Below are 25,748 nucleotides of genomic sequence, written 5' to 3'. Positions count from 1 at the left end.
TCGAATAAATAAGTCTTATTCAAAGTTCATAGTAAATGGTACGCTATAGTAAGATCTTACGCTCTCCCCGTTTCTTTTCGCAGGAGTCCATTTTTTAAGTTTCTTAACTACGCGAATCGCTTCATTGTTGAAGTCGCTATTTGGAGATTTCTCTTCAATAGTAACTGCTGAAACAGTTCCGTCTCTTTCTACAACGAACTTAAGCTTAGCTTTAAGTGTACCTTCACCTCCTTCCATTAAAGAAGTATCAAAATTTTCCCCAAGGAACTTTCTTAATGCGCCCATACCTCCAGGATATTCTGCAGACTGGTCTACATCTTTGTAGATCTCATTAGGGTTATTTGTTTTTACTTCCGCAGTACTGGCTTTGTTACCAGTAGATGGTGGTGGTGGCGGTGGTGTATAAGCCGGAGCTTTTACCCCTTCCTGATTATTTAAACCAGTCGTCGTTTCTAACTGCTTAGAAATTGGTGGCGGTGGTGTTTCAATCTTAGGAGCTTTTACAGGCTCAGGAACCACATTCTGAATCACCTCAATTTTTTCCTCTTCTTTTGGAGGTGGTGGCGGTGGCGGTGGTTCTTCTTCTTTTGGCTGCTCGATAATTTTATCTTCCTGAAGAATTTCTACCAAATCTGCCTTCACTTCTTGCTTAGGTGGTTCAGTAAGTCTCTTAATGGTAAGATAAATAAAAGGAGACAAAGCCGCAACCAGGAATAATGCCGTTCCGACAATAAAAGATTTTGTCAGAAGTCTTGGATACTGATGTCTAAGATCATAGGCACCATATTCCTTGTTTCTATTTTCAAATACAATCTCATCTAAAGTAAGATTCTGATTGTATACATTTTCATCTGCCATAGATATGCAATTTTATGGTTAATTACTTTGTAGCTGGTGCAGCCGGAGCTCCATTATTTCCAACTTTTCTATCGTAAATAGCTTTTTCCCAAGGCTTCACATCGGTTACCCCGTACTGCTCGCTTTTGGTAATAGCCATCTCATCAAGAATATCTACAAAGTTTTTATATACAGCATCGTCAGTCGGCTTAATAATAACAGTAAATTTTGTTTTATCCGCCGCATTTGCTCTTGCCTGCTCAATTATTTTTCTAATTCCTTCTCTATCAAAAGTAGTTTCATTAAGATTCTGATCAGTTAAGGAAGTGTTATCCTGCTGATGCCAAAAAATCTTATTGTCTTTACCTAATAATAAAGAAATTGAGTTAGAAAGTTTAATTTCTGTTGGGGGTGGTTTCGGCTGATCCTCTTTAGGTTTCGCCGGAAGCCCCAAATCCATTACATTCGGTTTACTGAATGTGGTTGTGAACATAAAGAAGGTAATCAATAGAAAACCCAAGTCCACCATCGGAGTCATATCTACTCTGGTATTCTGCTTCTTGGAACGTACCTTGCCGCCTTTGCCGCCTTTTTCCTGTACTTGTACTTCTGCCATTTCTAAATGATATTATTATGGTTTACCTTCTTGTGATGTAATCAACCAGAATTTAAGAAAATCAATATCTCTTAAACCTTCAAATAGGCTTTTAACTTTAGGATACTCAGTGGTAACGTCTCCTTTGATTGCTAATTTGTAATCAGGATTTACGCTCAAACTCTGTTGTACCCAGTCTACTAACTGCTTATTTGTACTATCCATAGGAATCCCTGTAGGACTCTTAAAGTTTTTTTGCTCCTCATCTGACAAATCGAGATAGCTTTTCAGTTGGCTCATTGGAACCCCAATTGCTTGTACTTTTTGAAATGCAGCTTTTTGTTTGTTGTCAAAAGTCATGTTATACTTTTGCCCCATTTTGTCTAAAAGCTGTAGTCTCTCTGATGCATTTTCTACCGGCTGGAAATAGAATTTCCCGTCCGGAGTAGCGTTGATGGTCATCAAACTTGCATCAGGAAGTAACTTCTCTGATATTGAAGATGGCGGTTTAATCTGCTCCACGTCAGGTTTTTTAAACTGAGTGGTCAATATAAAGAATGTAAGTAGTAGGAAGGCAACGTCACACATTGCCGTCATATCCGTCACTACACCATGTCTTTTTGGTTTGACTCTCGCCATTGTTTTGAATTATTTTAAATTAAACTTCTTTTTAATTGGAATGCAAATTCCCTGCTATAAATTCAATTCTTAGTTGAATTCAGCAAAAGACTGCTGGATACTCATAGCGATCTCATCGATCTTATAAGTTAATCCGTCAATTTTAGAAGTAAAGTAATTGTAAAGAATAATCGCGATAGCTGAAGTACCAATACCTAATGCCGTGTTGATCAAGGCTTCAGAGATACCTGTAGAAAGTGCAGCAGCATCTGGAGTACCACCACCTGAACCTAATGCGAAGAATGCTTTGATCATCCCGATTACAGTTCCTAAAAGTGCGATTAGTGTTGCTACAGTACCTAAAGTAGAAAGAATCATCATATTCTTTTCAAGCATTGGCATTTCAAGAGTTGTAGCTTCTTCGATAGCTTTGTTAAGAGCTACCATTTTTTGCTCTTTATTTAAAGTAGTATCGTGAGAAAGTGCTTTGTAAGTAGTAAGACCTTCTTTCACTACATTACCTACAGATCCCTGCTGTCTGTCACACTCTTCTAAAGCTTCATCAATTTTGTTTTGATTCAATAAGCTTCTTACTTGTACTACGAAGTTGTCTAAGTTTCCTTTTCCAGCAGCTTTACCTAGTACGAAATATCTTTCAAAAGAGAAAACGATTACTGTGATCATGAAAGTAATCAAGATTGGTACGATAACCCCTCCTTTGTAGATAATACCTAAAAACGATTCCGGGTGAATGTCTTTTCCTTCAACACTTGAGAAAGCTACAGATCCGCCACCTAGCTTTTCTGCGTCTTTAAAGTTTCCTGGGTTCCCAAGAACAAATAAATAAATACAAACTCCTATAACGAATAAAATAGGAATAATAACAGCCGGGTTTAAACCTCCTGCTTTTCTAGCAACTACTTGCTCATCATTTTTTGAAACATTCATTTCCATATTTAACTAAATTATATTGTTTTAAAATTTTACAGGGTGTAAATTAAAGGCAAAATTAATTAAAATGCAAGAGTCTTAAATAAACATTTTGCATTTTTCTGATAAAGAAAATTTAATACGATTTCGATATAATAATTATTTTAAATTATTTTATTTATTTTTCTCAATTTTAACATTTGAGTTAGAAATTTAAAAAAATAAGACCCCCATTTTTTTTAATTTGCCAATGTTAACTTTTTTTTAAATTACGATATTCACAATACGGTGATGCACGACGATGATTTTTTTAGGTGTTTTACCTTCCAAAATCGGGTGCATTCTTTCATCCGAAATCACCAAATCTTCCACTTCCTTGGCTGATAACTGAGCAGAAAGTGAAATTTTGAACTTCATTTTACCGTTTACACTCACAGGATATTCAATTTCATCTTCTACAAGGTATTCTTCGTTCAATACCGGGAATTTTTCAAACTCAACTGATTCTTTATTCCCCAGCAAACTCCAAAGCTCTTCACAGATATGTGGTGCGTACGGAGAGATGATAACGGCTAACGGTTCTAAAATATTGCGTTTGTTGCATTTTATTTTTTGCAGCTCGTTGACAGCAATCATAAATGAAGATACAGAGGTATTGAATGAGAAGTTCTCAATGTCATATACCACCTTCTTTATTAAGGTATGTAAAACTTTGTATTCTGCTTTTGTAGGCTCTTCATCAGACACTTCAAAAGTATCTCCGTTAAAATACAGGTTCCAGAATTTCTTAAGGAAACCGTACACTCCGCTTAGACCTTGTGTATTCCATGGTTTGGACTGCTCCAATGGACCTAGGAACATTTCATATAGTCTTAATCCGTCTGCCCCGTATTCTTCACAGATATCATCAGGGTTTACAACGTTGTATTTAGACTTGGACATTTTTTCAACTTCACGGTCTGTGATGTATTTTCCATCCTCTAAAATAAATTCAGCATTTGCATAATCCGGTCTCCATGTTTTGAAAGCTTCGGTATCCAGTTCATCAGAGGTTCCTTTTAATAATGAAACATCCACGTGGATCTTCTGTGTCTGATAATTACCAGCCAGATTTTTTGAAACATATTGATTGGTTCCGTCAATTCTATAGACAAAAGCACTCATTCCCAAAATCATCCCCTGATTGATCAGTTTTTGGAAAGGTTCATCCTTGTTAATATATCCTCTATCCTTTAAGAACATGTTCCAGAAACGGGAATACAATAAGTGTCCGGTCGCGTGCTCGCTTCCTCCGATGTATAAATCTACCTGTCCCCAATAATCCGCCAATTCTTTTTTAACAAAAACTTCCTGATCATTCGGATCCATATATCTAAGGAAATACCAAGAGCTTCCTGCCCAACCCGGCATGGTAGACAATTCTAACGAGAATACGGTTTTATCATCAATAAGATCTGTAGAAACCACTTTTTGGTTGGCTTCATCCCACGCAAATACTTTTGCATTCCCTAATGGCGGATCTCCATCTTCAGTCGGCAAATATTTTTCAACTTCAGGAAGTTCCAGAGGTAAAGCGGAAACCGGAAGCGTGTAAGGCATTCCTTCCTTATAATATATAGGAACCGGCTCGCCCCAGTAACGCTGTCTTGAGAAAATGGCATCACGCTGTCTGTAATTAGTTGTTCCGTGACCAATTCCTTTGTTTTCTATTTCGGCAATTATTTTTGATTTTGCATCATTATAATTTAATCCGTTTAAGAAATCAGAGTTCACACAAACTGAATCCTTAGAGTCGAAAGATTTTTCCTGAACATCTTCTTCAGTATTTACTACCTTTTTAATAGTAAGGTTAAATTTCTTTGCAAATCTGTGATCACGCTCGTCATGTGCAGGAACGGCCATTACAGCTCCAGTTCCATAACCCATCAATACGTAGTCTGATATGTAGATTGGCATTTTCTCGCCACTAAAAGGATTAACAGCATAACTTCCTGTAAAGGCACCGCTCACGTTTTTCACGTCAGACATCCTGTCTCTTTCCGTTTTTTTGGAAGTTTCTTCAATATATGTATCTACTTCTGCTTTCTGAGCTTCCGTAGTAATAGCATCGACCAAAGGATTTTCAGGCGCCAGCACCATAAATGTTGCTCCGAAAATAGTGTCAGGTCTTGTTGTAAATACCTCAACGATTTCGTCATGACCTTCTACCTGGAACTGCACCTGTGCTCCCTGGGATTTCCCAATCCAGTATTCCTGGGCATCTTTAAGAGGCTGCGGCCAGTCTAATGTATTAAGTCCTTGTAATAATCTTTCAGAGTAGGCGGAAATTCTCATGCTCCACTGCATCATTTTCTTTTGGAATACAGGGAATCCTCCTCTTTCGGATTTTCCGTCTTTTACCTCATCATTCGCCAATACGGTTCCCAAAGCCGGACACCAGTTTACAGTAGTCTCTGCTCTGTAAGCCAGACGGTAGTTGAGTAAAATATCTTCTTTATCAAGGTCTGAAGAATCTTTCCATTCCTCTGCCGTGAAGTTTAATTCGTCGTTTTGGTTGGCATTTAATCCTTCTGTTCCTTTTTCTTCAAAATGCTGAATTAAAGTATTGATGGATTCTGCCTTATCTGTATTTTTATTATACCATGAATGATACAGCTCGATGAAGATCCACTGCGTCCATTTGTAATACGATGCGTCTGAAGTTCTCACTTCTCGGCTCCAGTCGAATGAAAAACCGATCTTTTTCAGCTGCTCTTCATATCTGTTGATATTCTCTTCAGTAGTGATTGCCGGATGCTGTCCTGTCTGGATGGCATATTGCTCAGCAGGAAGACCGAAGCTGTCGTATCCTACAGGATGAAGAACGTTAAACCCCTGATGTCTTTTATATCTCGCATAAATATCTGATGCAATATACCCCAGCGGGTGCCCCACATGAAGCCCTGCTCCGGATGGATACGGAAACATATCGAGAACATAAAATTTAGGTTTGTCGGTGTTATTAGAGGTTTTGTAAGTCTGATTCTCCTCCCAGTACTTCTGCCACTTTTTTTCTATCTGCTGATGATCGTAAAACACTTTATTATAGATATTAGATGTTAGATATTAGATGTTAGATTTTTTTCACTCCCATTCTAATTTTCACAAAAATAATGATTTTAAAAGAAATAAGAATTTTAATTTTGATTAATTCACGGATGCCTTTCTACAAAAAAATCCCATCCGGAGATGAGATCTGTATTTAGGTATAAATGGATATTTTATTTACTGAGGAATTCTCTTCATTGTAAATGTTCTCGTTTTATATACAGTCGGATCCTGGGTCTCTTCTCTGAATGCTATGTTTAAGGTAGCATCATTGAGCGTAATTATTTTTCCATTGGATGGCTCCACGGTACCCTGATACTTAACTATTACCGTTTTTGCACTTCTATCATACGTATAGGTAAAATTTCTGTCTGACGTAATAGCACATTGTGGAGTTGTACCAATTTCTCCCCACTCAGTTCTTTTTCCGGATGCCTCAGTATTGAATCTCCATCTTGATTCTTTCTGACAGTCCGTATACGTAATCAGATCTGAAACAGGATCTTCACCTACTTCTACGGTGGTGACCACTTCTTTCAGCGGCTGCCAGACACCTACAAGAGGATATTCCATCTCATTATCGCCATCATCATTACATCCTGTAGCTACAAATAATGATAAACCTGCAAATAGTAATGCTAATTTCTTCATATATAAAATTTTCAAGGCCTAAAATTATAATTTTTTTGATTTATAACCTCATTTTTTGTGAAAAATAATTTCGATAAAGTATATTTCTGAAAACTTTAGAGTATTAACCCTCAAAACAGCCATTATTTAACAAAATATTGAATTCCAGTTTTTCCTCTGTCTATTAAAAAAACTATTTTTGCAGAAAGAAACAAAATGCAGAGTATAACGAAAAATAATTTTGACTTCATCCGTGTTCTCCTTGCTTTCATTGTCTTTGTAGGACATTTGGGAGCCTTAAGTGAATCCAGCCAGCTTACTTTTTTAACACACAGTCCTGTAGAAGTTGCCGTTTTTGCATTTTTCGTTGTCAGCGGATTCCTTATTGCAAGGAGTTACGAGAGATCTTCCAGTCTGAAAAGCTACGCAAAGAAAAGATTTAACAGGATCGTTCCTGCCTATTTACTGGTTGTATTTCTATGCACCGTCCTTCTGAGCCTGGTGAGTACTCTGTCTTTTTCCGATTATTTTGGCAACATACAAGTCTATAAATATTTCTTCTGGAATTCTATTTTCATGAATTTCATGGCACCTTCCCTTCCCGGAGTATTCGGGAATGGGGCAGTTAACGGTGCACTTTGGACCCTTAAGATTGAGATGTGCTTTTATGCTGCTGTTCCGCTGATCTTTTTATTATTCGGGAAAAATAACAGGTACAGGAATATCAGTCTGATCGTTCTGTATTTTCTCTCTCTGATCTTTCTTAATTATTTTGAAATGACCGGAAAAGCTGCCATTTCCAGACAGCTGCCGGGTTCATTATGTTATTTTATCGGCGGAATGCTGATTTATTTTCATTTTGAAAAATTCATCAAGTATAAAAACATCCTGTTTATCATTGCCATTATAACAGTTTGGATAGACCTGATCATAAATATCAGATTATTCTCTCCTATTATGATCAGCATTATCGTGCTGTATATCGCGTATTCATTTAAATTCCTGAACAATTTTGGAAAGTACGGAGATTTCACTTACGGTATTTATATATTCCACTTTCCCATTATCAGGGTATTTGCCACGCTTGGCCTTTTTGCCAACTACAATCCTTTTTTCATGAGTTTTGTGTGTATGCTGATCGTTATTGGAGTAGGAATTGCATCGTGGCATCTTTATGAGAAAAAATTTTTATAATTTTACCCCAGTTAAAACGTAAATGAAAGACTTAGTCTCCATCATCACACCCTGTTACAATTCTGCCGAATTCATCGAAGAAACGATACAATCTGTTTTAAACCAGACCTATAACAACTGGGAATGGCTGATCACCGATGACCTTTCCAAAGACAATACCGTAGAAATTATAAGAAAATATAATGATCCAAGGATAAAACTACAGATCCTCGAGAAAAACGGAGGTGCCGGAAATGCAAGAAATAACAGCCTGGAAAGAGCCACTGGGCGATATATTGCCTTTCTGGATTCTGATGATTTCTGGTATCCTGAATATCTGGAAACGATGACAGATTACATGCAGGAAAACAATGTGGAACTGGTCTACTGTAATTATTCAAGGTGTAATGAGCAGTTACAGCCTGTTTTAAAAGACTTCCTAGCAGACAAGGTGGTAACCTTCTCCAATCTCTTGAAAACCTGCAGACTGGCCCCGGTTTCTACCATGTATGACACCAAAAGGGTTGGAAAATTTTTATTCCCAATAAAAAGCAAGCGTGAAGATCATGTCATGTGGCTGAACTTGTTAAAAGTAATCCCCGAGGGAATGCCTATCAATAAAACGCTCGCAAAATACAGAATGCGTGAGAACAGTGTTTCCCGAAAGAAAAAGAATATTATTAAGGATCAGTATCTGGTTTATAAAGACTTCATGGGGTTTTCTACAGTGAAATCTTTTTACTATACGGCCAATTGGGCCATTAACGGATTTCTGAAATATTCTAAAATTTTCAATTAATGGAATATTCAAAAGAATTTAAAGCGGCCTTAAGTGCTTTTTCTAATGTCGAAAAAGACCGGCTTATTTTCAGATTGCTGAAAAAAGATAAGCTTTTGTCTAAAAAACTGTATTTCGAACTGATCGATCAGGAAACTACGGATGATAAGAGGAATGCAATGGAAGACAATGTTGCAGAACAGGTTCTTCTGGCTTCAAAATATGTGGGAAACGCTAAGTATTTCCTTACCATTATCCGAAAGCTGAGCGCAGAAATAACAGAACACATCAAAATTACAACAGATAAATTTGGGGAAGTTTCCCTGAATCTTTTACTGGTAAACAGAATCCTGGATTCCAACAGTGATTTCAGCAGACAGCGATTTGATAATGTGTACAAGCTCTACATTTATATCATTAATAAAGTATTCAAAGCGTTGGTATTAACAAAAAAGCTGGACGAAGATTATTGGATGGAAATTGATGAGCTCCTGAGAGAAACACGAAATAAAATCTCTGAAAATCATTACCTGCAAAAGCTTTGCATTAACAATGGCTTGGATATCAATTGGCTTGAATCTGATAACATTCCTGAAAATATAGAGCAGATTATGAAAGATACCAAAAGCCAGGGGTTTTTAAGATAATGGAGCGTTCGGGATAAGATAAAGATTTTAGATTTCAGAGACGAGTCAATAGTCAATTTTGCTACGCAAGTGAAATGTGAAGCTCTCCAATCTCCAGACTCACATTCCGAAACTCGAAAACTTTCCGACTCTCAAACCTGAATCCGGACTAAAATAAAATCTTCTGAAGAATAAGCTTCGTGGCATCGGGTTTTTCATCTACAAATTTTCGGGCATTGTCCGACATTTCTTTAAGCTCTTCCTCATTATTCAGGAGAAACAGTACAAAATCCGCTGCTGCATATTCCTCTGTAAAAGATTTTCCTCCATCGGCTGCAATCAGATCGTCCGCTTCAGGATTTTTTCTGTAATGATTTCCAAAAATCACAGGAACACCAAATGTCGCGGCCTCCAAAATATTATGCAAGCCTGCATCATGAAAGCCACCTCCTACCACAGCCACATCTGCATAGGAATAAAGTTTTGACAATAAACCAATGCTGTCGATGATCAGGACCTGGGAATTGAGAATTGCCGGCTTAGAATTTTTAATCTCGCTGTATAATAAAGCATTAGGAAAAGACTGTTTGAGATGGGCTACCTTTTTAAGATCATGAGGGGCGATGATCAGTTTCAAATCGGCATTCATTCTGGAAATCGTAATGGCTATTTTCTCCTCTGCCTGCCACGAACTCCCAAATACAATGGCCTGATGATCTCCTATAAAATCTGAAATAAAGTCAACGTAATTATTACGTTCCCTAAGCTGTTTTACTCTGTCAAATCTCGTATCTCCAGTAACTGAAGAATTATTAAGTCCTATACTTTTGGCTAAAGCAAAGGAAAATTCAGTTTGATGAAAAAACCAGTCCACATCTTTTTTGAGCTGTCTTACAAACCATTTTCCGTAAGAAGTAAAAAACGCCTGTCTTTCATAGAATAAAGCGGAGATCACAAAAATATTGGTTCCCTTCTGTTTCAGCTCAGCCAAAAGGTGATACCAGTAATCGTATTTAACGGTAAAGAACAATTCCGCATCAAACTGGGAAATAAATTCTTTTATGGTGCTTTTTTTATCGAAGGGCAAATAGCAGATCATATCTGCGATATGTTTCTTTTTTACAATATTTTCATAACCGGAAGGGGAAAAGAAGGTCACAAGGATCTTATATGCCGGAAATTTCTCTTTTAGCTTTTCCAAAACAGGAAGCCCCTGTTCATATTCGCCAAGGCTGGCCGCGTGCATCCAAATCACCTTATCTGAGGCGGAGAATGCAGCTTTTACTTTGTTCAAAGACTGCTTTCTTCCTTCAACTCCTTTTTTAGTTTTATCATTAAACCAAGAGAAAACTTTCATTCCGAAGATGAGCAGGTTGATAAATATGTTGTATAGGAAAGACATTTAATTATTTTTCAATTTCAATTCTGACATTATGAGCAGAGGCATTGGAGATGATAAGAAATTCCACTTCATCCTTAGATTTAACTGAAATACTTTCTCCTGCCTGTACAGAAAGATTTGGGGAATTATCTTTAGACTGTATCATTTGAATATCGCTACAAAAATAAAAACTACCATCAGGCTTCCTATTACAGATAAAATAGCTGTAGATAGCGGCACTCTAGGTTTCGCACTCTCATCAAAGGAATACCGGAACATATAATCCTGATTATTTATAAAAATCAGCATAATGAGTACAAATAAACATCTTAAAAATGTTTCCATGATCAGAAACTGAGCATATCTGTTCTTTTCTGTAATTTCTACAGGAAAATTAGCTGTTTCCGGATGTCTTAATGAATAAGCAAAAAAACAAAATAAAGCCGTCCCAATAACCGGGGTAAGAAAAGAATATCCCTTGCTTCCAAAATTATCGGCCTTTCCGTCAAAATCGAAATGTACGGGAATTCTTTTAGGAAGGGTTTTGTAATGTTTCAGGGTAAACCACCAGAAAAAAACCACCAATCCAAAATTAAAAATATCAAAAGCTGTGAAAATAATATTCTCCATTTCAGACCGTATTTAAGATTAGAGCACGTTTTTAATCACTCTCAGCTTATGGGTATGCTTATTCATTTCTTTGTTAAAGATTCCCGTAGAATCCAGGGTATCTATTCTCACTTTTCCTGAGGCATGAATGATCTTCTGATTCTCAAGCATAATTCCTACATGAATAATTTTACCTTCAGGGTTTTCAAAAAAAGCTAAATCACCGGGTTGGCTTTCTTCCACAAAACTTAAAGGTTCACCCACCTCTGCCTGCTGATAGGTATCTCTCGGCAGTTTAATATCATGAATTTTATAGACAAGCTGGGTAAAACCAGAACAGTCTACTGCAAAAAAACTCTTTCCACCCCATAAATAAGGTACATTAAGAAATTCCCTGGCCGCTAAAGCTATACTTTCCCGGAGGTCATGACTTCTTCTTGAGGCCACTGCAGGAAATTCCACCTCGGAACCCATTGAGAGAAGGGTTTTTCCGTCATTCATTAACACTGAAGAAAAATCTTCAGTCACTACGGTAACCTTTCTTTTTGCCAGTTCTTCCTCTGTTACAGGTTTCAGCTGCTTGGTATCCATCCATCCTTCATATCCGTCATAGTGCATTTTTATTCTGGTCCAGTTTTTATTCACTTCCAGAATGTCAGCACTTTCTCCAAACAGTATTTCCGTAACAATTTCCGCTCTGTCAGAATTCTCTGCGCGAACCGGTGCTACTGTAACATTACAAATTCCTTTATTCATTCATTCTAAATTAAAAGATTCAATGATTTAAAGATTAAAGAATTAGATTCCGCAAAATCTTTTAATTTTTTAATTTTTAAATCTTTTACCTATTTTCTTCTCAGAAAATTCACTCCGTCACGCAAAGGTAAAATAAGATTTTCAAAATCATCATCTTTTGCAATCAAATCATTGAGTTCTTTGATGACCTGTGTAGATCTCTGTTTAGGACTTTCCTCCAGTACTTTTCCATACCATAAAACGTTATCAAACATCACTACCGAACCCGTTTTTGTTCTGGGTTTGATCAGCCTGAAGTATTCCGCATAATTTTCTTTATCAGCATCTATAAAAACAAGATCAAAAATCTGATCGGTTTCTCTTAAAAATTCTTTGGCATCCTGAAGCTTAAAGTCAATTTGTTCCGCATATTCACTCTCAGTAAAATATTTTTTTGGCAGATAAGCAAGATCTTCATTCACATCCAGTGTGGTAATTTTCCCATCTTTAGCAAGTCCTGCCGTGAGACAAAGTGTAGCATAGCCTGTAAAAGTTCCTATTTCAAGCACATTTTTCGGCTGCATCATTTGGGAGATAATAGTTAAAAGCCTTCCCTGCTGATATCCTGATATCATATGCGGCTGTGTAGTCTTCTGATAGGTCTCTCTTCTCAGTTTTTTCAGAAGTTCAGGCTCTGAGGAACCATGTGTTTCCAGATACCTGTCCATTTCAGGATTTTTTTCTTCAAAAAAGCTCATACTGCAATTCTTTTATGTTATTCAAAATTACTTAAATAACCTGAGTTCGGGGCAAAAAATTATGTTTAAGTGGCTGACAGAAGGAAAAAGAGGCTGGAAATCATCCTTGTCAAGGTTTAGAAGCTTGACAAGGATTTGAATCTCACAAAAAGGAGGAAAATGAATTCCCCTTTTTTTTATATATATCTACCTCTCCATTACAAAGCTATACAATATTCACCTGGTGTACCACATACCCAACCCGGACAGCAGTCTTTTGTCACACGACAAATTATCTGTGGATTACAATCTTGAACAGCACCCAGTACATTTTTCATTTGTCCTCTTGAAAGTTTTTTTAAATTTTTCATATTTTTTAGTTTAGTATTAATTCCTACTCTTTAAGATTTTCGGATACCTCTGTATTTATTTCTCTTTAATGAGACTTAAATATAAACATTCTTTTAAAATAAATAATAGAATTAATAACAAACGGTTTATCATTTTTTAATCAATAGAATATTGAACTCATGTCCTTTACCTGATTTTTACTTTTTCTTGTGTCAATGCATGAATTCCCCAACATTATTTGAATGAGAGCGCAGCATTACCGACTGCCTTTTCTTCACAAAACGAAAAAAAATCATTTTTCCGGGAAAACCACAGTATAAAATACCGTGAAAATACGGATATGCTTGCATGAAAGATAGTTATACATTTGCATAGAACAAGGGGTAAAAACACTAAGACAAAATAATGAATGCAGAGGGAAAACTAATTAACACAGGGAATCGGAAGACCGCAGAGCTAAAAGGCAATGCGGATTCTTCATCTAAAAAAACTAAGACAGAAATATCCTACTCATTTTTTCAACGAATTATTTCATTATTGAAAAAAGAAGAATTAATTTGATTAAAAAAAAATCCCGAATGACTTCGGGATTTTTTTTATGGGTATGTTTCAATTACTTCTTAGGAGCAATATCCATTAATTTCATGAATTCATCCAGTTTAGGCATAATGATGATTTCTGTTCTTCTGTTTTCCGCTCTTCCCGAAACACTCATATTGGTTGCTTTAGGATTGTATTCGGAACGTCCTCCCGCAGTAATTCTTGCCGGATCTACACCAAATTGCGTCTGAAGAACCTTCGCAATTGCCGTACCTCTCAATGCAGAAAGATCCCAGTTATCTCTTGGCAGGTTAGGTGAGCTTAAAGGTGCATTATCTGTATTACCTTCAATCAATACAGAATATTTATCATAATCATTGATTACCTTAGCTACTTTTCCTAACACTTCCTGAGCAGCAGGCAGTACATTGTAATCGCCTGTTTTGTATAACATTTTATCAGAAAGAGAGATCATTACCACTCCTTTCAACACTTTCACCTGTACATCATCATCCGCTACATTATCAAGAGATCTTTTAAGCTTGTTGGATAATGCCATATTGAGACTGTCATTTTTAGCATTGTTTGAGATCAGCTGTTTGATATATGAATTGGAAGCATTGATTTCCCCAACCAGTTTATCAATATTAGCTGAACTTTTTCCCGTATTTGAAAGACATGCATCCAGAGATGATTTCAAAGCATCATGCTGGCTTTTTAAAAGGCTATTTTCACCTGACAATGCAGAATTTTGAGACTTTAAATCCTGGATCTCTCTTTGTCTTTCCCCGATATTTTCAATACACTGCTTATAATTGGAGCTTAATGCATCATACTGCTTTTTACTGACACAAGATGTCAATGCCAACGCCATTGCAGATACTCCTAAAATTTTAATAATCTTCATATGTAATCATTTTTAGACGAATCAAAGTTAGGAAAATTGAATTGAATATTATGGATTATCTTTGCATAAAAGAAATCTTCAATATACCTTTTGGAAAAATTTAGTTTTAAAAATCAGCTTGAAAACCTTGTCAGAAATCCGGAAACTCACAGCTATCTTCTGGCTGTAAGCGGAGGTGCCGATTCTATGGTGATGGCCTCTCTTTTTAAGGGTTTGGGGCTTAATTTTCAGATAGCTCATATCAACTATAAACTCCGGGGTGAGGATTCTGATCTGGATCAAAAAACGGTTCAGGATTTTTGTGAGAAAAATCATATTCGTTTTCACTTGTATAAGGTTTCAGAAAAAGATAATAAACCGGAAAATTCTATTCAGCTTTGGGCAAGAGAAATCCGTTACCGCTTTTTCAGGGAAATTCAGCAGCAGGAAAACCTTGAATTTCTTGTTACCGCCCATCATCTGAATGATCAGCTGGAAACTTTCCTCATCAATCTTTCCAAAGCTTCCGGAATCAATGGGCTGAGTGGTATTCCCGCAAATAAAAATAATATAATCCGACCTCTTCTCAATTTTTCAAAAAAAGAAATTTATGAATACGCTGAGGAAAACAGAATCGATTTTCGGGAAGATCTGTCTAACAAAAAAAGCGATTATTTAAGAAACAAAATCAGAAATGAGATCGTTCCCAAGCTTATGGAAATCAATGAACATTTTCTGGAAAATTTCAAAAAAAGCTCTTCTTATCTGAATCAGGCTAAAGATTTTGTAGAAAAACAGATTGATGAAATTGAAAATAAGCTTACAGTATTTAACCCTGAGCATAAAATCTTATCCAAAGAAAAGCTGTGTCAGGAAAGTGTTTTCGTACAGTTTGAGATTTTAAAGAAATACGGATTCAACAAGGAAGAAGAAATCCCCAAAATTTTCGCAGCGGAAAATGGCAGCTCTTTTTTTTCAAAAGACTATCAGCTTATAATCAACCGCGATGAATTAATTTTCATCAGTAAAAACCATAAGCAGGAAACAGAAGATGAAATTATTTTGGGTGAAAATTTTGATTTTTCCGAAAACCTAGTGAACATCAGCCTTGAAAACACCATTGAAAATATTGATGGAATCAATAACGGTTTTGAGTGGTATTTTGATGCCGCAAAACTTCAGTTTCCATTACGTTTAAGAAAACAGCAGGACGGCGATGAGTTTTATCCTGTTGGTTTTTCAGGGAAAAAGAAAGTTTCTAAGTTTTTTAGGGACGAAAAATTATCTATTTTAGCGAGGCCAAAAATTTGGATCCTGTGTGACAGCAACAATTCCGTGCTTGGAATTGTACCCTTCAGACAGGACAGACGATATGCAAGTGATGAGAAAACGCAAAGTATTCTCAAAATTTTTAATGAAAAGAAAAAATGAAATTTAGAAACTGGTTTTTAGCAGTACTTCTGTTTTTAGCGGCAGGAATCAATGCCCAGATCAAGAACCCTGTAAAGTTTAAGTTCACAGTAAACGACTTAGGGAACAACCAATATGAAGCGGTTTTAAATGCTACGATGGAAAGCGGCTGGCATATTTACTCCAAAGATCTTCCTGAGGATACAGGAATTCCTACCGAGTATAAAGTTTCAGGGAAAAACATCGAACTGATCGGAAAGTTTACTGAAGTTGGTAAGAAACACGAAGAGTTTTCAGAAGCTTTTGGGGGAACAATTGTTTTTTATTCTAATTCTGCCGGTTTCAAACAGAAATTTAAATTAAAAGACCCTGCAAAACCTGCAGACGTTACTTCTGAAATTACATATCAGACTTGTGACGACAGGGTTTGCCTGGCTCCGAATACTTTAGAGTTCAATCAAAAAGTAACTCCAAAAGGAGCCGTTGAGGAAACTGCAGAGGAAAAAACGGATGCTATAAAAGATTCGGTAAAAACTATAGAAACGGTGGCTGCAGCTCCTGCAAAAGGAGAAGTAACGGTTACGGAAACCTCAAAACTGGACCCAAAACAGCTAAAAATAGCAACGATTGATTTCCAGAAACCTTTGACGGATTGCGGAACAGCCGTGGAAGAAGTCGGAGAAAATTACTGGACTTATTTATTTTTAGGATTTGTAGGCGGTTTAATCGCCTTATTGACTCCATGTGTTTTCCCGATGATCCCGCTGACGGTTTCGTTCTTTACGAAAGGGAATAAAAATAAGGCAAAAGGTAAAAGAGATGCGCTGATTTATGGATTTTTCATTCTCCTGATCTTTGTTCTTCTGAGCCTGCCTTTTCATCTGATCGACGGGATTGCCGGAAATATCTTCAATGAAATATCTACAAGCGTATGGCTGAATATTGCCTTCTTTATCATATTCATCTTTTTCGCAGGAAGTTTCTTCGGATACTATGATATCACGCTGCCGAGCTCTATTGCCAATAAATCTTCGAAAGCGGAGGAAGCAGGAGGAATCATCGGGATTTTCTTCATGGCACTGACGCTGGTTATTGTTTCTTTCTCGTGCACAGGACCTATCCTGGGAAGCTTACTGGGAAGTGCGGTAACGGGATCTACCAACGTTCCTATGCTGCTTACCTTTGCACTAGCAGGATTCGGGCTGGCGTGGGCCATTGTTTTTGGATTGCTGGCTTTATTCCCGCAGGCTTTGCAGAGTCTTCCGAAATCCGGAGGATGGATGAATACGGTAAAAGTGGTTCTTGGTTTTGTAGAACTGGCTTTGGCTTTAAAATTCTTATCCAAGGCGGATTTGGTTTCAAAGACTTTCTTATTAAAAAGAGAGCTTTTTATTGCTATCTGGATTGTCATTGCATTGGGACTGGCCCTTTATTTATTCGGAATTATAAGGTTTCCGCATGACGATAAAAAGCCGAAAATTTCTGTTACAAGGAAGATATTGGGCGCTCTGGGAATAGGCTTTGTGATCTACCTGATCCAGGGATTAATTCCTGCTGAACGTCCAAAATTACAGCTGTTAAGCGGAATCCTGCCTCCATTGAATGTAAGTTATCTTCATGATGAAAAGGACGGAATTCTGGGAATGCATCCTGAACATGATTTCTTTAAAGCTGTTGAACTGGCTAAAAAGGAAAATAAACCAATTTTGATCGACTTCACCGGATATGGCTGTGAAAACTGCCGTAAAATGGAGGAATTCGTATGGAGCGAGCCGGACATCCTCCCGATTTTACAGAATGACGTGGTATTGGCATCTCTGTATGTGGATGACAAGGAAGAGCTTCCTGAGGATCAGAAAACAAAAATAGATCTTGGGGACGGACAGGTAAAAAAGGTAAAAACGATTGGTGACCGGTGGAGCTTATTCCAGCAGGTGAATTTCAACAACAATTCCCAGCCGCATTATGTTCTGATAACACCGGATGGAAAAGTAATCAACTCTCCTGTATCCGGATATATGCCGAAAGAGGATTTTAAAAAATTCCTGGAATGTGGTGTGAATTATTATAAAACTACAAAGTAAAATTTACTTTAAACATACTAAGCCTTACCATTTTATTTGGTAAGGCTTTTTTATATTCTTAATAGATATTTTCATAAGTCTTTTAAAGTTCTAAATATCTTTCAGTTTCTCTTATAAAAACAATCTGAGAAAACCACTTAAACAAATAATAATCACACTCTTAAAAAATCACAAAACATTGTGAATATAAAACATCACAAGTCTTTTCTGTGTTAAATATTTTATGAATTTATAATTTAATTACCATTTTTCAATTTTAGGTATAAACTTTGTATAGGTTCCTTCAAATAAGTATCAACACTTTACTTTTTATCAAAAACCGTTTAACATTTAAAAATATTAATTATGGCTGAAGTAATTGCACAAGAAAAGCAAGGAGGCAAACAAAAGAAAAAATTAATCCGGGTAGATATGACTCCAATGGTGGATCTGGGATTTTTACTGATCACATTTTTCATGTTCACTACCAATTTTACAAAACCCAATGTGATGGATCTGGGGCTCCCGGCAAAAGATCCTAATCCTCACCCTATTACCGATGTAATTATGGATCAGAACCAGGTTACCTTCATTCTCGGGAAAGACAACAGGGTATTTTATCATCAGAGTAATGAAAAAGATTTAACTACAGCAAACCTGAAAGAAACAGATTTCAGCGGGGTGAAAATTTCTAAGATCATTTCTGAAGCTTATAAAAATGCACCAGTGCCGGAGAACTTTACAATTATTGTAAAACCGACTGATGATGCCAGTTATAAAAACTTCGTGGATGTCCTGGACAATATCGCGATCTCTAAAAAAGAAAGATACGGTATTACAGATATAAAACCATGGGAAAAGAAAATTTATACCGAATTAACCCAATAGGATAAAAGAGCATTTTTATAATGCTCTTTTTTATTTAAATTTGAAGAAACAACTAAAATTATGCTGAACTTTGAAAGAAAAGGAAACGGGAAAGAAACTTTGGTGCTGCTTCACGGCTTTATGGAAAACCTTTCTATCTGGAGTGATATGGAACCGCATCTTTCCGGAGATTTTTCACTGTTTAAAATAGATCTTCCAGGCCATGGACAATCTGATATTCTTGCGGAAGTTCATACGATGGAACTGATGGCTGATGAAGTGAAAAAAGTTTTAGATCATCAAAAACTGGACAAAGTACATCTTTTGGGACATTCCATGGGAGGATACACTTCACTGGCTTTTGCAGAAAAATATCCTGAAGCTCTTAAAAGCCTGACCTTATTCTTCTCCACTTATTTTCCTGACGATGAAGAGAAAAAACAGCAGCGGATTAAAAGCTACAGGATCATCAAGGATGCATTTCCCCATTACGTAAGGGCGGGAATTCCGAATCTTTTCACTCCCAATGAAAGAGATGTTCTGGAAGGCAAAATTGAAACTGCTCTTGAGACCGCACTTTCTACCAACAATATGGGAGCTCTTGCCTGTGTAAAAGGTATGGTGGAAAGAACGGACAAAAAACATATTATGGAAAATCTGGAAGCTAAAATTTTAGTATTGGCAGGAAAACACGATAACGCTGTAAAAACAGATACGATGATTAAACATCTACCGGACAGAACCAATATAAAATCTTATATCCTGGACTGTGGACACAACGGTCACTGGGAAAAACCGGGCATCTGTGCGGAAATTATCAATACGGAACTTCTTCACAACCTGCCCAAAAAATTGGTCTTGTAAATACCCGGAAATAGCTTACTTGGCCGGTATATATTCAAAATTTCTTGTATCTTAGTAAGGAATAATTATTTTATGGGTTTATTCTCGTTCAAAAAAAAGAAACCGCCGGTCATCGGCCTTACGCTTTCGGGTGGAGGAATGCGTGGAATTGCCCATATTGCTGTACTGAAAGCGCTGGAAGAATATAATCTGAAACCGCATATCATTTCAGGAACCAGCGCCGGCTCTATTGTGGGAGCATTTTATTCCTTCGGAAAATCTCCTGATGAGATGATGGATATTGTAAAACAAACGACATTCTTTTCAAGGTCTTACCTGAAACTTTCTAAAAATGGTATTTTCAGCTCAAATTTCATCTTAAAACTTTTTAATGATCATTTTCCAGAAGATGATTTTAAAATTTTAAAAATCCCCGTTTATGTTGCCGCTACAGAAATGACCCACGGAATTGTGGATTTCTTTTCAGAAGGCCAGCTTTTCGGACCACTTCTGGCTTCGACAAGTGTGCCGTTTATTTTGCCTCCTGTGAGAATGGGTGAAAAAATATATGTTGACGGAGGTGTTTTAGATAATCTTCCTATAGAGCCGATCATCGATAAATGTGACCTTCTAATTGCCTCCCATGTCAATTCAATAAGCTATGATGAATTAAATAAAATGAGTCTGATGAAGGAATTCGACCGTATTCTCCATTTAGCGATCGCAAAATCAGTCTACTCTAAAGCAAAGTCCTGTGACATTTTTTTAGATCCGCCTAAAATGACGAAATTCAGCTTGTTCAGTAAGAAAAACCTTGATATCATGTTTCAGGAAGTATACGAATACACTTGTGAAGAACTAGAAAACAAGGGATACACCAAAGATTTAAGCATCGGAGTGTAAATGTTTGGGCGTTTTATGGAATTCATACCGCAATTTTCCTTACAGTTCCTCTTGCTCCAGTCTCTTCTTAAATGTTTCAATAGTATCCGGAAGAGATTCATTAGATTTTCCACCTGCTGCGTTGATGTGTCCGCCACCGCTGAAATACTTTCTGGAAAACTGGTTCACATCCACATCATCCTTGCTTCTGAAAGAGATCTTGATAAAATCATCATACAGATCTTCCATAAAGAAAGCCGCCATTTTTACTCCTGCAATGCTCAGTCCATAATTTACAAAACCTTCCGTATCTCCTTTCTGGAAACCGAATTCTTTCAGCTCGTTTCTAGTAAGAGACAACACAGCTACTTTGCCATCATTCACAACCTCTATCCTTCCCAGCACGAGAGCAAGAAGATGAAGCCGGGAAACCGTGTTGGTATCCCATGTATTTGAAGTTATAACGGAAGGATCAGCTCCTTTTTCTATTAAGTTAGCAATAATCCTGTGAGTCGTTGCGCTTGTGGAGCGGAAACGGAAACCGCCTGTGTCCGTCATGATCCCTGTATAAAGACATTCTGCTATATCCAGATTCACCAGCTTTTCATCTTCCATTGCTTCAATAAAATGATAAATCATTTGTGAAGTGGCAGGAATTACTGTATCGGAGTACACAAAATCAAAGTTTTCCGGCTGCTGATGGTGGTCGATGAGAATTTTTTTAGCTTTGGAATTGATCAGCCATTCCCCTAATAATCCTATTCTTGAAGGAGAATTAAAATCAAGACAGAAGATAACGTCTGCACCACTGATCAGATCAAATGCATACTTTCTTTTATATTCCCCGATGATTACCTTTTTAGATTCCGGCATCCATTTCAGAAATTTCGGAAAATCATTGGGAACAATTACTTCAGCCGGAATCCCTTTCGCCCCAAGATAATGCTTCAACCCAAGGCTGGAGCCTATGGCATCACCATCCGGGTTATAGTGGGTAAGGATAATTATTTTGTTTTCAGGCGTAAGTAATGTATTGATATCTAAAAGTTCTGCTGGTGTAAACATCGTGTGTTTATTTTTCTTTAAATTTGAGTTTTCAAAGATAGAGCTTTTAAATAAATCATCTAAATATTATTTCTTTACACAAAATTTTATCTCTTAGTGCAGTTTGTCAATATTGGAATAAAAAGCATTTCAAATAATTTCTAAAAAAAGATGAGTAAAATTTGTAACTTTTAAAAATTTCTATATCTTTGCAACCTGAAAATTAATAGATTAATTACGATTTAAATATATAGTAATGAGTAAAAGAACATTCCAGCCATCAGAAAGAAAGAAAAGAAACAAACACGGTTTCAGAGAAAGAATGTCTACGCCAAATGGTAGAAGAGTTTTGGCAGCAAGAAGAGCTAAAGGCAGAAAGAGTTTAACTGTTAGTGCAGCCCGCGCTAAGAGATAATATCTCGAATTATCATATACAGATCATGCTTGAAAAGAAGTTTTTCAGGCATTTTTTGTTGTTAAAATTTCCTAAAGTTTAAGGTTTTTAAGCTTCTTTTTTCTATTTTTAAGATCTGAAAAAATATTTTAGAAATAGCACTATAAAATTGAATTATGCCGCATACACATATCTCCGGAGATAATATTATAAGCTTACAGCACGCAAAAATTGCGCAAAAAAACTTCACTGTTCTTTCTGACGTTAATCTTAACATCAAAAAGGGCAGGTTCTGTTACCTCATCGGAAAAACCGGTTCCGGAAAAAGCTCGCTTCTGAAAACACTTTACGGACACATTCCTTTAGCATCAGGACATGGATCTGTGGTAGGTTTCGAACTTGCCAAACTGAAACCATCAGACATTCCTAACCTACGAAGAAAACTAGGAATTGTATTCCAGGACTTTCAGCTGCTTTCTGACAGAACGGTTGAAAAAAACCTGAAATTCGTCCTTGAAGCAACAGGATGGAGCGATAAAATAAAAATGGAAGACCGCATCAACGAAGTTCTGGGAAGCGTAAACATGAAAAGTAAGAAGCACAAGATGCCGCATGAACTTTCAGGTGGAGAGCAGCAACGTATCGCTATTGCAAGAGCTTTACTGAATCATCCGGATCTTATCCTAGCGGATGAGCCTACAGGAAACCTTGACCCTGAAACATCCAACGAAATCATGACGCTTCTGAAGCAGGTAGCCCTTGAAAACGGCGCTGCTGTAGTAATGGCGACACATGATTACCATATGATCCAGAATTTCCCGGGAGAAGCGATCAGATGTGAAGACGGAAAAGTTTCCGTGTTGGATACTGCAGAATTATTTGAGTAAAATTGAAAAGTTAGAGTCGAAAGATAAGCTGTACCTTGATCTTTTAACGTCTAATCTCTAGATTCTATTTCCTAAAGACATGAAACTCCTTCGTGAGTTCAAGATATTGGTCCGAGTATTGTCTCGGACTTTTTTCTATCACAAAATCAGACTCCTCCACTGTCTTTTCTTTGAACGAAAACTCAAGAACTAATCTTTTCGTTTTTGAATTCTCGATCCCTTTAATAGCAACTTTTCGATTTAAGAGCAAACGATTCTCTATTGCTATTTCAGTAAAGACACTTTCTGCTTCAACAGGAATAATCACCGACAAAATACCATGATCAGACAGAAACTTTGCAGAAGCAGAAATAAGCTGGTGAAAATTCAGCTCCACAGTCTGCCGTGCTATTTTATCTTTATCAGATGCGGATTCTTCAAAATAAGGAGGGTTTGAAATGATCAGATCAAATTTCTTTTCTGTTTCAAAGGTTTTAAGATCCTGATGGATATTTTTCAGTCTTGAATGAAAAGGAGAATGTTCGAAATTCGTTCTGGTAAGCATAGCTGCGTCTGCATTGATATCGAGTCCAAAAAAAGAAGCGCGGTTATTTCTTTGGGCAAGCATTAACGAAATCAGGCCGGTTCCTGTTCCTACCTCCAAAACTTCCGAAGCATTCTTCACATGAGCCAGAACACCCAGCAAAACACCATCTGTTCCTACACGGAAGACATCTTTTGACTGTTGGATTTCAAAATATTTAAATTTAAAAGGCTTCACTATAAATTTGTAGGTAGCGTAATGGTAAATGTAGATCCCTTCCCTACTTCCGATTTCACTGCGATCTCTCCTTTGTAGTCTTCAATCATTTTTCTCACCATAGAGAGTCCAAGTCCCATACCGCTGTTTTTAGAGGTAAAATTAGGCTCAAATATTCTTTCGTACATATTTTCAGGAATCCCGATTCCGTTATCCTGTATGGAAATCATTACTCTTCTCTGGTGCTGTTCCACATCTACGTTGATGATCAGCTTACGTTCATCACTTTGAGCCTGCTTTGCATTAGTAACAAGGTTGGTAATGATCCTGGAAAGATAAATCCTATCCATATTGATCATAATATTACCTTTATTGGAGTGCATAAAAATACTGTCATCGTTGAAAACACGCAGAATATCTTCCACTTCAGTATTAAGGTTGATGACCTCATTATTTTTTTCAGGAAGCTTTGCAAATTCTGAGAAAGCTGACGCAACAGTCGCAATCAGGTCAATCTGATCTACCATGGTTTTGCTCATCTGTTTTACCTTTTCTCTGATGTTTGGATCTTCAGGATCAAATTTTCTTTCAAAATTCTGTATGGTAAGCTTCATTGGGGTGAGAGGGTTTTTCACCTCATGCGCCACCTGTTTTGCCATTTCTCTCCAGGCCTCTTCAGACGCTTTGAAACGCAGTCTTTCTTTCTGATCCTGGATCTGCAGGATCATCCTGTTATAAGCCCTTGCCAATGCATTAAGCTCATCATTTTTATAATATCTGATAGGTCGCATCTCATTTTCAAACAATGTAATGCGGGTAATCATATCCGAAAATTTAGTGATATTTTTTGCCAGGCTGTTAGAAGTTACCCAGCTTATCCAGATACTGAACAGAATCAGGAAAATATCTACCAATAAAATGTATTTAATATATTGATGGAGAACATCAAGATAGGCAGATTCATTGTGATACAGAGGAATATATACAATTCCTATAGGTTCGAGCTCATTGTTCTTTAAAAGAAGATAAGACGAGGTACGTCCTGCATCTTTTGTTTTGTCATAACCTTTAATATCAACTCTGGAATCGGTAGCTAGAATTTTGTTGACAATATTGAGCGGGATGGTTTTCTGGTCAATAAGGCTTTCATCTTTATTGGAGAGAAGATAATCTCCCTTAAGATCATAGATGATAATATCGTGCTGGTTGATATCTGCTATTTCAAAAATCTTATTTCCCAGGACCTGTTGCAAATCCTCTGTTTCAACAAGCGTACGGCTGACTGCATAATCCAGGTATCTCATCACCGCGTTGGTCTTCTCCTGCATATCGATATTACTCTGCTGCAGGGAATTGTTCCTTAAAACAAAATAGGGAACCAGTGATGTAGCAACAACACTTAAAAAACATACGAGTAAGAATCCGAAAAACACCCGGTTTCTTAAGCTGTATCCTTTGTATTTACTTATTGGCATCCTACTTTTTAATTAACCTAGCAATATACTTACCAATGATGTCAAATTCTAAATTAACTTTATCTCCGATTTTAAGATGCTGCATATTCGTAAACTCCCAGGTATATGGAATAATCGCTACAGAAAACTGTGTCTCTTCACTTTTTGCCACTGTAAGACTTATACCATTTACCGTGATAGAACCTTGTGGAACCGTTACAAAACTACCATCATCCTCATATTTAATGGTAATAAAATAGCTTCCGTCTTTATTTTCAATTCCTGCTACTTCACCGGTTTTGTCAACATGTCCCTGTACAATATGTCCGTCCAGTCTTCCATCCATCTTCATGCATCGCTCAAGATTTACCACAGTCCCTATATCCCATTTTCCAAGATTGGTCTTTTCGAGTGTTTCATTGATTGCCGTTACCACATATTGATGATCCTTAATCTCAACAACTGTAAGGCAGCACCCATTATGAGCAAGACTTTGGTCTATTTTTAGTTCGCTGGTAAAAGGGCATGTTAATGTGAAATCTATGTTGCTTCCTTTTTCTTCAATTTTTTCAATAACGCCAACTGCTTCAATAATTCCTGTGAACATATTATTTTTTGCTAAATTTGTAAATTATAATCTTCAAAGATAATC

Annotated in this window: 27 protein-coding genes; 10 read left to right on the top strand and 17 right to left on the bottom strand. The window is 36.9% G+C overall.

The genetic code is table 11. The features are described from left to right. Positions 1-15 precede the first annotated feature (15 nt). The 6 genes from ACMGDK_RS17090 to ACMGDK_RS17065 all read right to left on the bottom strand — a co-directional run bounded on the left by ACMGDK_RS17090 (position 16) and on the right by ACMGDK_RS17065 (position 6,718). Positions 16-858, bottom strand: a complete 843-nt coding sequence (locus ACMGDK_RS17090; protein WP_436809061.1) for an energy transducer TonB — start codon at positions 856-858, stop codon at positions 16-18. 22 nt (positions 859-880) lie between these two features. Further along, positions 881-1,453, bottom strand: coding sequence for an ExbD/TolR family protein (locus ACMGDK_RS17085; protein ID WP_436809060.1), 573 nt, complete (start codon positions 1,451-1,453; stop codon positions 881-883). 15 nt (positions 1,454-1,468) lie between these two features. Next, positions 1,469-2,071 (bottom strand): ExbD/TolR family protein, encoded by a 603-nt coding sequence (locus ACMGDK_RS17080; protein WP_111955514.1) that lies wholly within the window; start codon positions 2,069-2,071, stop codon positions 1,469-1,471. 69 nt (positions 2,072-2,140) lie between these two features. Beyond that, positions 2,141-3,004: a MotA/TolQ/ExbB proton channel family protein gene (locus ACMGDK_RS17075; protein ID WP_426046561.1), complete on the bottom strand. Its 864-nt coding sequence runs from the start codon at positions 3,002-3,004 to the stop codon at positions 2,141-2,143. A 240-nt stretch (positions 3,005-3,244) separates the two neighbouring features. Next, positions 3,245-6,058 (bottom strand): leucine--tRNA ligase, encoded by a 2,814-nt coding sequence (gene leuS / locus ACMGDK_RS17070; protein WP_436809059.1) that lies wholly within the window; start codon positions 6,056-6,058, stop codon positions 3,245-3,247. 186 nt (positions 6,059-6,244) lie between these two features. Then, positions 6,245-6,718 carry a lipocalin-like domain-containing protein gene (locus ACMGDK_RS17065; protein WP_436809058.1) on the bottom strand — a complete coding sequence of 158 codons (474 nt, stop codon included), beginning with the start codon at positions 6,716-6,718 and terminating at the stop codon, positions 6,245-6,247. A gap of 195 nt (positions 6,719-6,913) precedes the next feature. On the opposite strand from ACMGDK_RS17065, the gene ACMGDK_RS17060 reads away from it, so the two are divergent. The 3 genes from ACMGDK_RS17060 to ACMGDK_RS17050 are packed head-to-tail and all read left to right on the top strand — an operon-like array spanning position 6,914 to position 9,295. Next, positions 6,914-7,891, top strand: a complete 978-nt coding sequence (locus ACMGDK_RS17060) for an acyltransferase family protein (RefSeq protein ID WP_436809057.1) — start codon at positions 6,914-6,916, stop codon at positions 7,889-7,891. 22 nt (positions 7,892-7,913) lie between these two features. Continuing rightward, positions 7,914-8,669: a glycosyltransferase family 2 protein gene (locus tag ACMGDK_RS17055; protein WP_436809056.1), complete on the top strand. Its 756-nt coding sequence runs from the start codon at positions 7,914-7,916 to the stop codon at positions 8,667-8,669. Beyond that, the gene (locus tag ACMGDK_RS17050) at positions 8,669-9,295 is read left to right on the top strand and encodes a deoxyuridine 5'-triphosphate nucleotidohydrolase (RefSeq protein ID WP_436809055.1); all 627 of its coding nucleotides are present in this window, start codon (positions 8,669-8,671) and stop codon (positions 9,293-9,295) included. The genes ACMGDK_RS17055 and ACMGDK_RS17050 overlap by 1 nt, the downstream gene beginning before the upstream one ends. A gap of 148 nt (positions 9,296-9,443) precedes the next feature. Here the strand turns inward: ACMGDK_RS17050 and ACMGDK_RS17045 are convergent, their stop codons facing one another. The 7 genes from ACMGDK_RS17045 to ACMGDK_RS17015 all read right to left on the bottom strand — a co-directional run bounded on the left by ACMGDK_RS17045 (position 9,444) and on the right by ACMGDK_RS17015 (position 14,534). Continuing rightward, complete coding sequence (locus tag ACMGDK_RS17045; protein WP_436809054.1) at positions 9,444-10,676, bottom strand: 3-deoxy-D-manno-octulosonic acid transferase; 1,233 nt, start codon at positions 10,674-10,676, stop codon at positions 9,444-9,446. A gap of 4 nt (positions 10,677-10,680) precedes the next feature. Then, on the bottom strand, positions 10,681-10,821 hold the full coding sequence (locus tag ACMGDK_RS17040; protein ID WP_436809053.1) for a hypothetical protein: 141 nt from the start codon (positions 10,819-10,821) through the stop codon (positions 10,681-10,683). After that, complete coding sequence (locus tag ACMGDK_RS17035; RefSeq protein WP_436809052.1) at positions 10,818-11,285, bottom strand: DUF1648 domain-containing protein; 468 nt, start codon at positions 11,283-11,285, stop codon at positions 10,818-10,820. The genes ACMGDK_RS17040 and ACMGDK_RS17035 overlap by 4 nt, the downstream gene beginning before the upstream one ends. An 18-nt stretch (positions 11,286-11,303) precedes the next feature. Next, positions 11,304-12,020 (bottom strand): C40 family peptidase, encoded by a 717-nt coding sequence (locus ACMGDK_RS17030; protein ID WP_436809051.1) that lies wholly within the window; start codon positions 12,018-12,020, stop codon positions 11,304-11,306. Positions 12,021-12,109: 89 nt separating this feature from the next. Further along, the gene (locus ACMGDK_RS17025; RefSeq protein WP_436809050.1) at positions 12,110-12,757 is read right to left on the bottom strand and encodes an O-methyltransferase; all 648 of its coding nucleotides are present in this window, start codon (positions 12,755-12,757) and stop codon (positions 12,110-12,112) included. A gap of 197 nt (positions 12,758-12,954) precedes the next feature. Continuing rightward, positions 12,955-13,107 carry a CCPGW family putative bacteriocin gene (locus ACMGDK_RS17020; RefSeq protein WP_436809049.1) on the bottom strand — a complete coding sequence of 51 codons (153 nt, stop codon included), beginning with the start codon at positions 13,105-13,107 and terminating at the stop codon, positions 12,955-12,957. Between the two features lie 593 nt (positions 13,108-13,700). Next, entirely contained in the window at positions 13,701-14,534 is an 834-nt protein-coding gene (locus ACMGDK_RS17015) for an OmpA family protein (protein ID WP_426046572.1), read from the bottom strand. A 90-nt stretch (positions 14,535-14,624) separates the two neighbouring features. Between ACMGDK_RS17015 and tilS the strand changes: the two genes are divergently transcribed. The 5 genes from tilS (at position 14,625) to ACMGDK_RS16990 (ending at position 20,599) form a co-directional block, all read left to right on the top strand. Continuing rightward, positions 14,625-15,944, top strand: a complete 1,320-nt coding sequence (gene tilS, locus ACMGDK_RS17010) for a tRNA lysidine(34) synthetase TilS (RefSeq protein WP_436809048.1) — start codon at positions 14,625-14,627, stop codon at positions 15,942-15,944. Continuing rightward, positions 15,941-18,007, top strand: a complete 2,067-nt coding sequence (locus tag ACMGDK_RS17005) for a protein-disulfide reductase DsbD family protein (RefSeq protein WP_436809047.1) — start codon at positions 15,941-15,943, stop codon at positions 18,005-18,007. The genes tilS and ACMGDK_RS17005 overlap by 4 nt, the downstream gene beginning before the upstream one ends. A 345-nt stretch (positions 18,008-18,352) precedes the next feature. Next, the gene (locus tag ACMGDK_RS17000) at positions 18,353-18,874 is read left to right on the top strand and encodes a biopolymer transporter ExbD (RefSeq protein ID WP_436809046.1); all 522 of its coding nucleotides are present in this window, start codon (positions 18,353-18,355) and stop codon (positions 18,872-18,874) included. Positions 18,875-18,934: 60 nt separating this feature from the next. Beyond that, a complete protein-coding gene (locus ACMGDK_RS16995) occupies positions 18,935-19,717 on the top strand; it encodes an alpha/beta fold hydrolase (RefSeq protein WP_436809045.1) in 783 nt (260 codons plus the stop codon). A 72-nt stretch (positions 19,718-19,789) separates the two neighbouring features. Further along, on the top strand, positions 19,790-20,599 hold the full coding sequence (locus tag ACMGDK_RS16990) for a patatin-like phospholipase family protein (RefSeq protein WP_436809044.1): 810 nt from the start codon (positions 19,790-19,792) through the stop codon (positions 20,597-20,599). Between the two features lie 39 nt (positions 20,600-20,638). On the opposite strand, the gene ACMGDK_RS16985 is transcribed toward ACMGDK_RS16990, so the two are convergent. Beyond that, positions 20,639-21,643, bottom strand: a complete 1,005-nt coding sequence (locus ACMGDK_RS16985; protein ID WP_436809043.1) for a DHH family phosphoesterase — start codon at positions 21,641-21,643, stop codon at positions 20,639-20,641. Between the two features lie 235 nt (positions 21,644-21,878). On the opposite strand from ACMGDK_RS16985, the gene rpmH reads away from it, so the two are divergent. Further along, the gene (gene rpmH / locus ACMGDK_RS16980) at positions 21,879-22,037 is read left to right on the top strand and encodes a 50S ribosomal protein L34 (RefSeq protein WP_034701860.1); all 159 of its coding nucleotides are present in this window, start codon (positions 21,879-21,881) and stop codon (positions 22,035-22,037) included. Positions 22,038-22,192: 155 nt separating this feature from the next. Then, complete coding sequence (locus ACMGDK_RS16975; protein ID WP_436809042.1) at positions 22,193-22,903, top strand: cell division ATP-binding protein FtsE; 711 nt, start codon at positions 22,193-22,195, stop codon at positions 22,901-22,903. Between the two features lie 64 nt (positions 22,904-22,967). On the opposite strand, the gene ACMGDK_RS16970 is transcribed toward ACMGDK_RS16975, so the two are convergent. Genes ACMGDK_RS16970 through ACMGDK_RS16960 form a run of 3 tightly spaced genes read right to left on the bottom strand, consistent with a single transcriptional unit; the run spans position 22,968 to position 25,703 of the window. Further along, positions 22,968-23,663 (bottom strand): tRNA1(Val) (adenine(37)-N6)-methyltransferase, encoded by a 696-nt coding sequence (locus tag ACMGDK_RS16970; RefSeq protein ID WP_436809041.1) that lies wholly within the window; start codon positions 23,661-23,663, stop codon positions 22,968-22,970. Continuing rightward, positions 23,663-25,117, bottom strand: coding sequence for a sensor histidine kinase (locus tag ACMGDK_RS16965; RefSeq protein ID WP_436809040.1), 1,455 nt, complete (start codon positions 25,115-25,117; stop codon positions 23,663-23,665). Before ACMGDK_RS16965 ends, ACMGDK_RS16970 begins: the two co-directional genes overlap by 1 nt. A gap of 1 nt (position 25,118) precedes the next feature. Beyond that, positions 25,119-25,703, bottom strand: coding sequence for a riboflavin synthase (locus ACMGDK_RS16960; protein WP_436809039.1), 585 nt, complete (start codon positions 25,701-25,703; stop codon positions 25,119-25,121). Between the last annotated feature and the right edge of the window lie 45 nt (positions 25,704-25,748).

Origin of the sequence: Chryseobacterium hilariae (assembly GCF_051400735.1) — a bacterium.
Taxonomy (GTDB): Bacteria; Bacteroidota; Bacteroidia; order Flavobacteriales; family Weeksellaceae; genus Chryseobacterium.
This window is presented reverse-complemented; position numbering and strand designations above follow the sequence as displayed.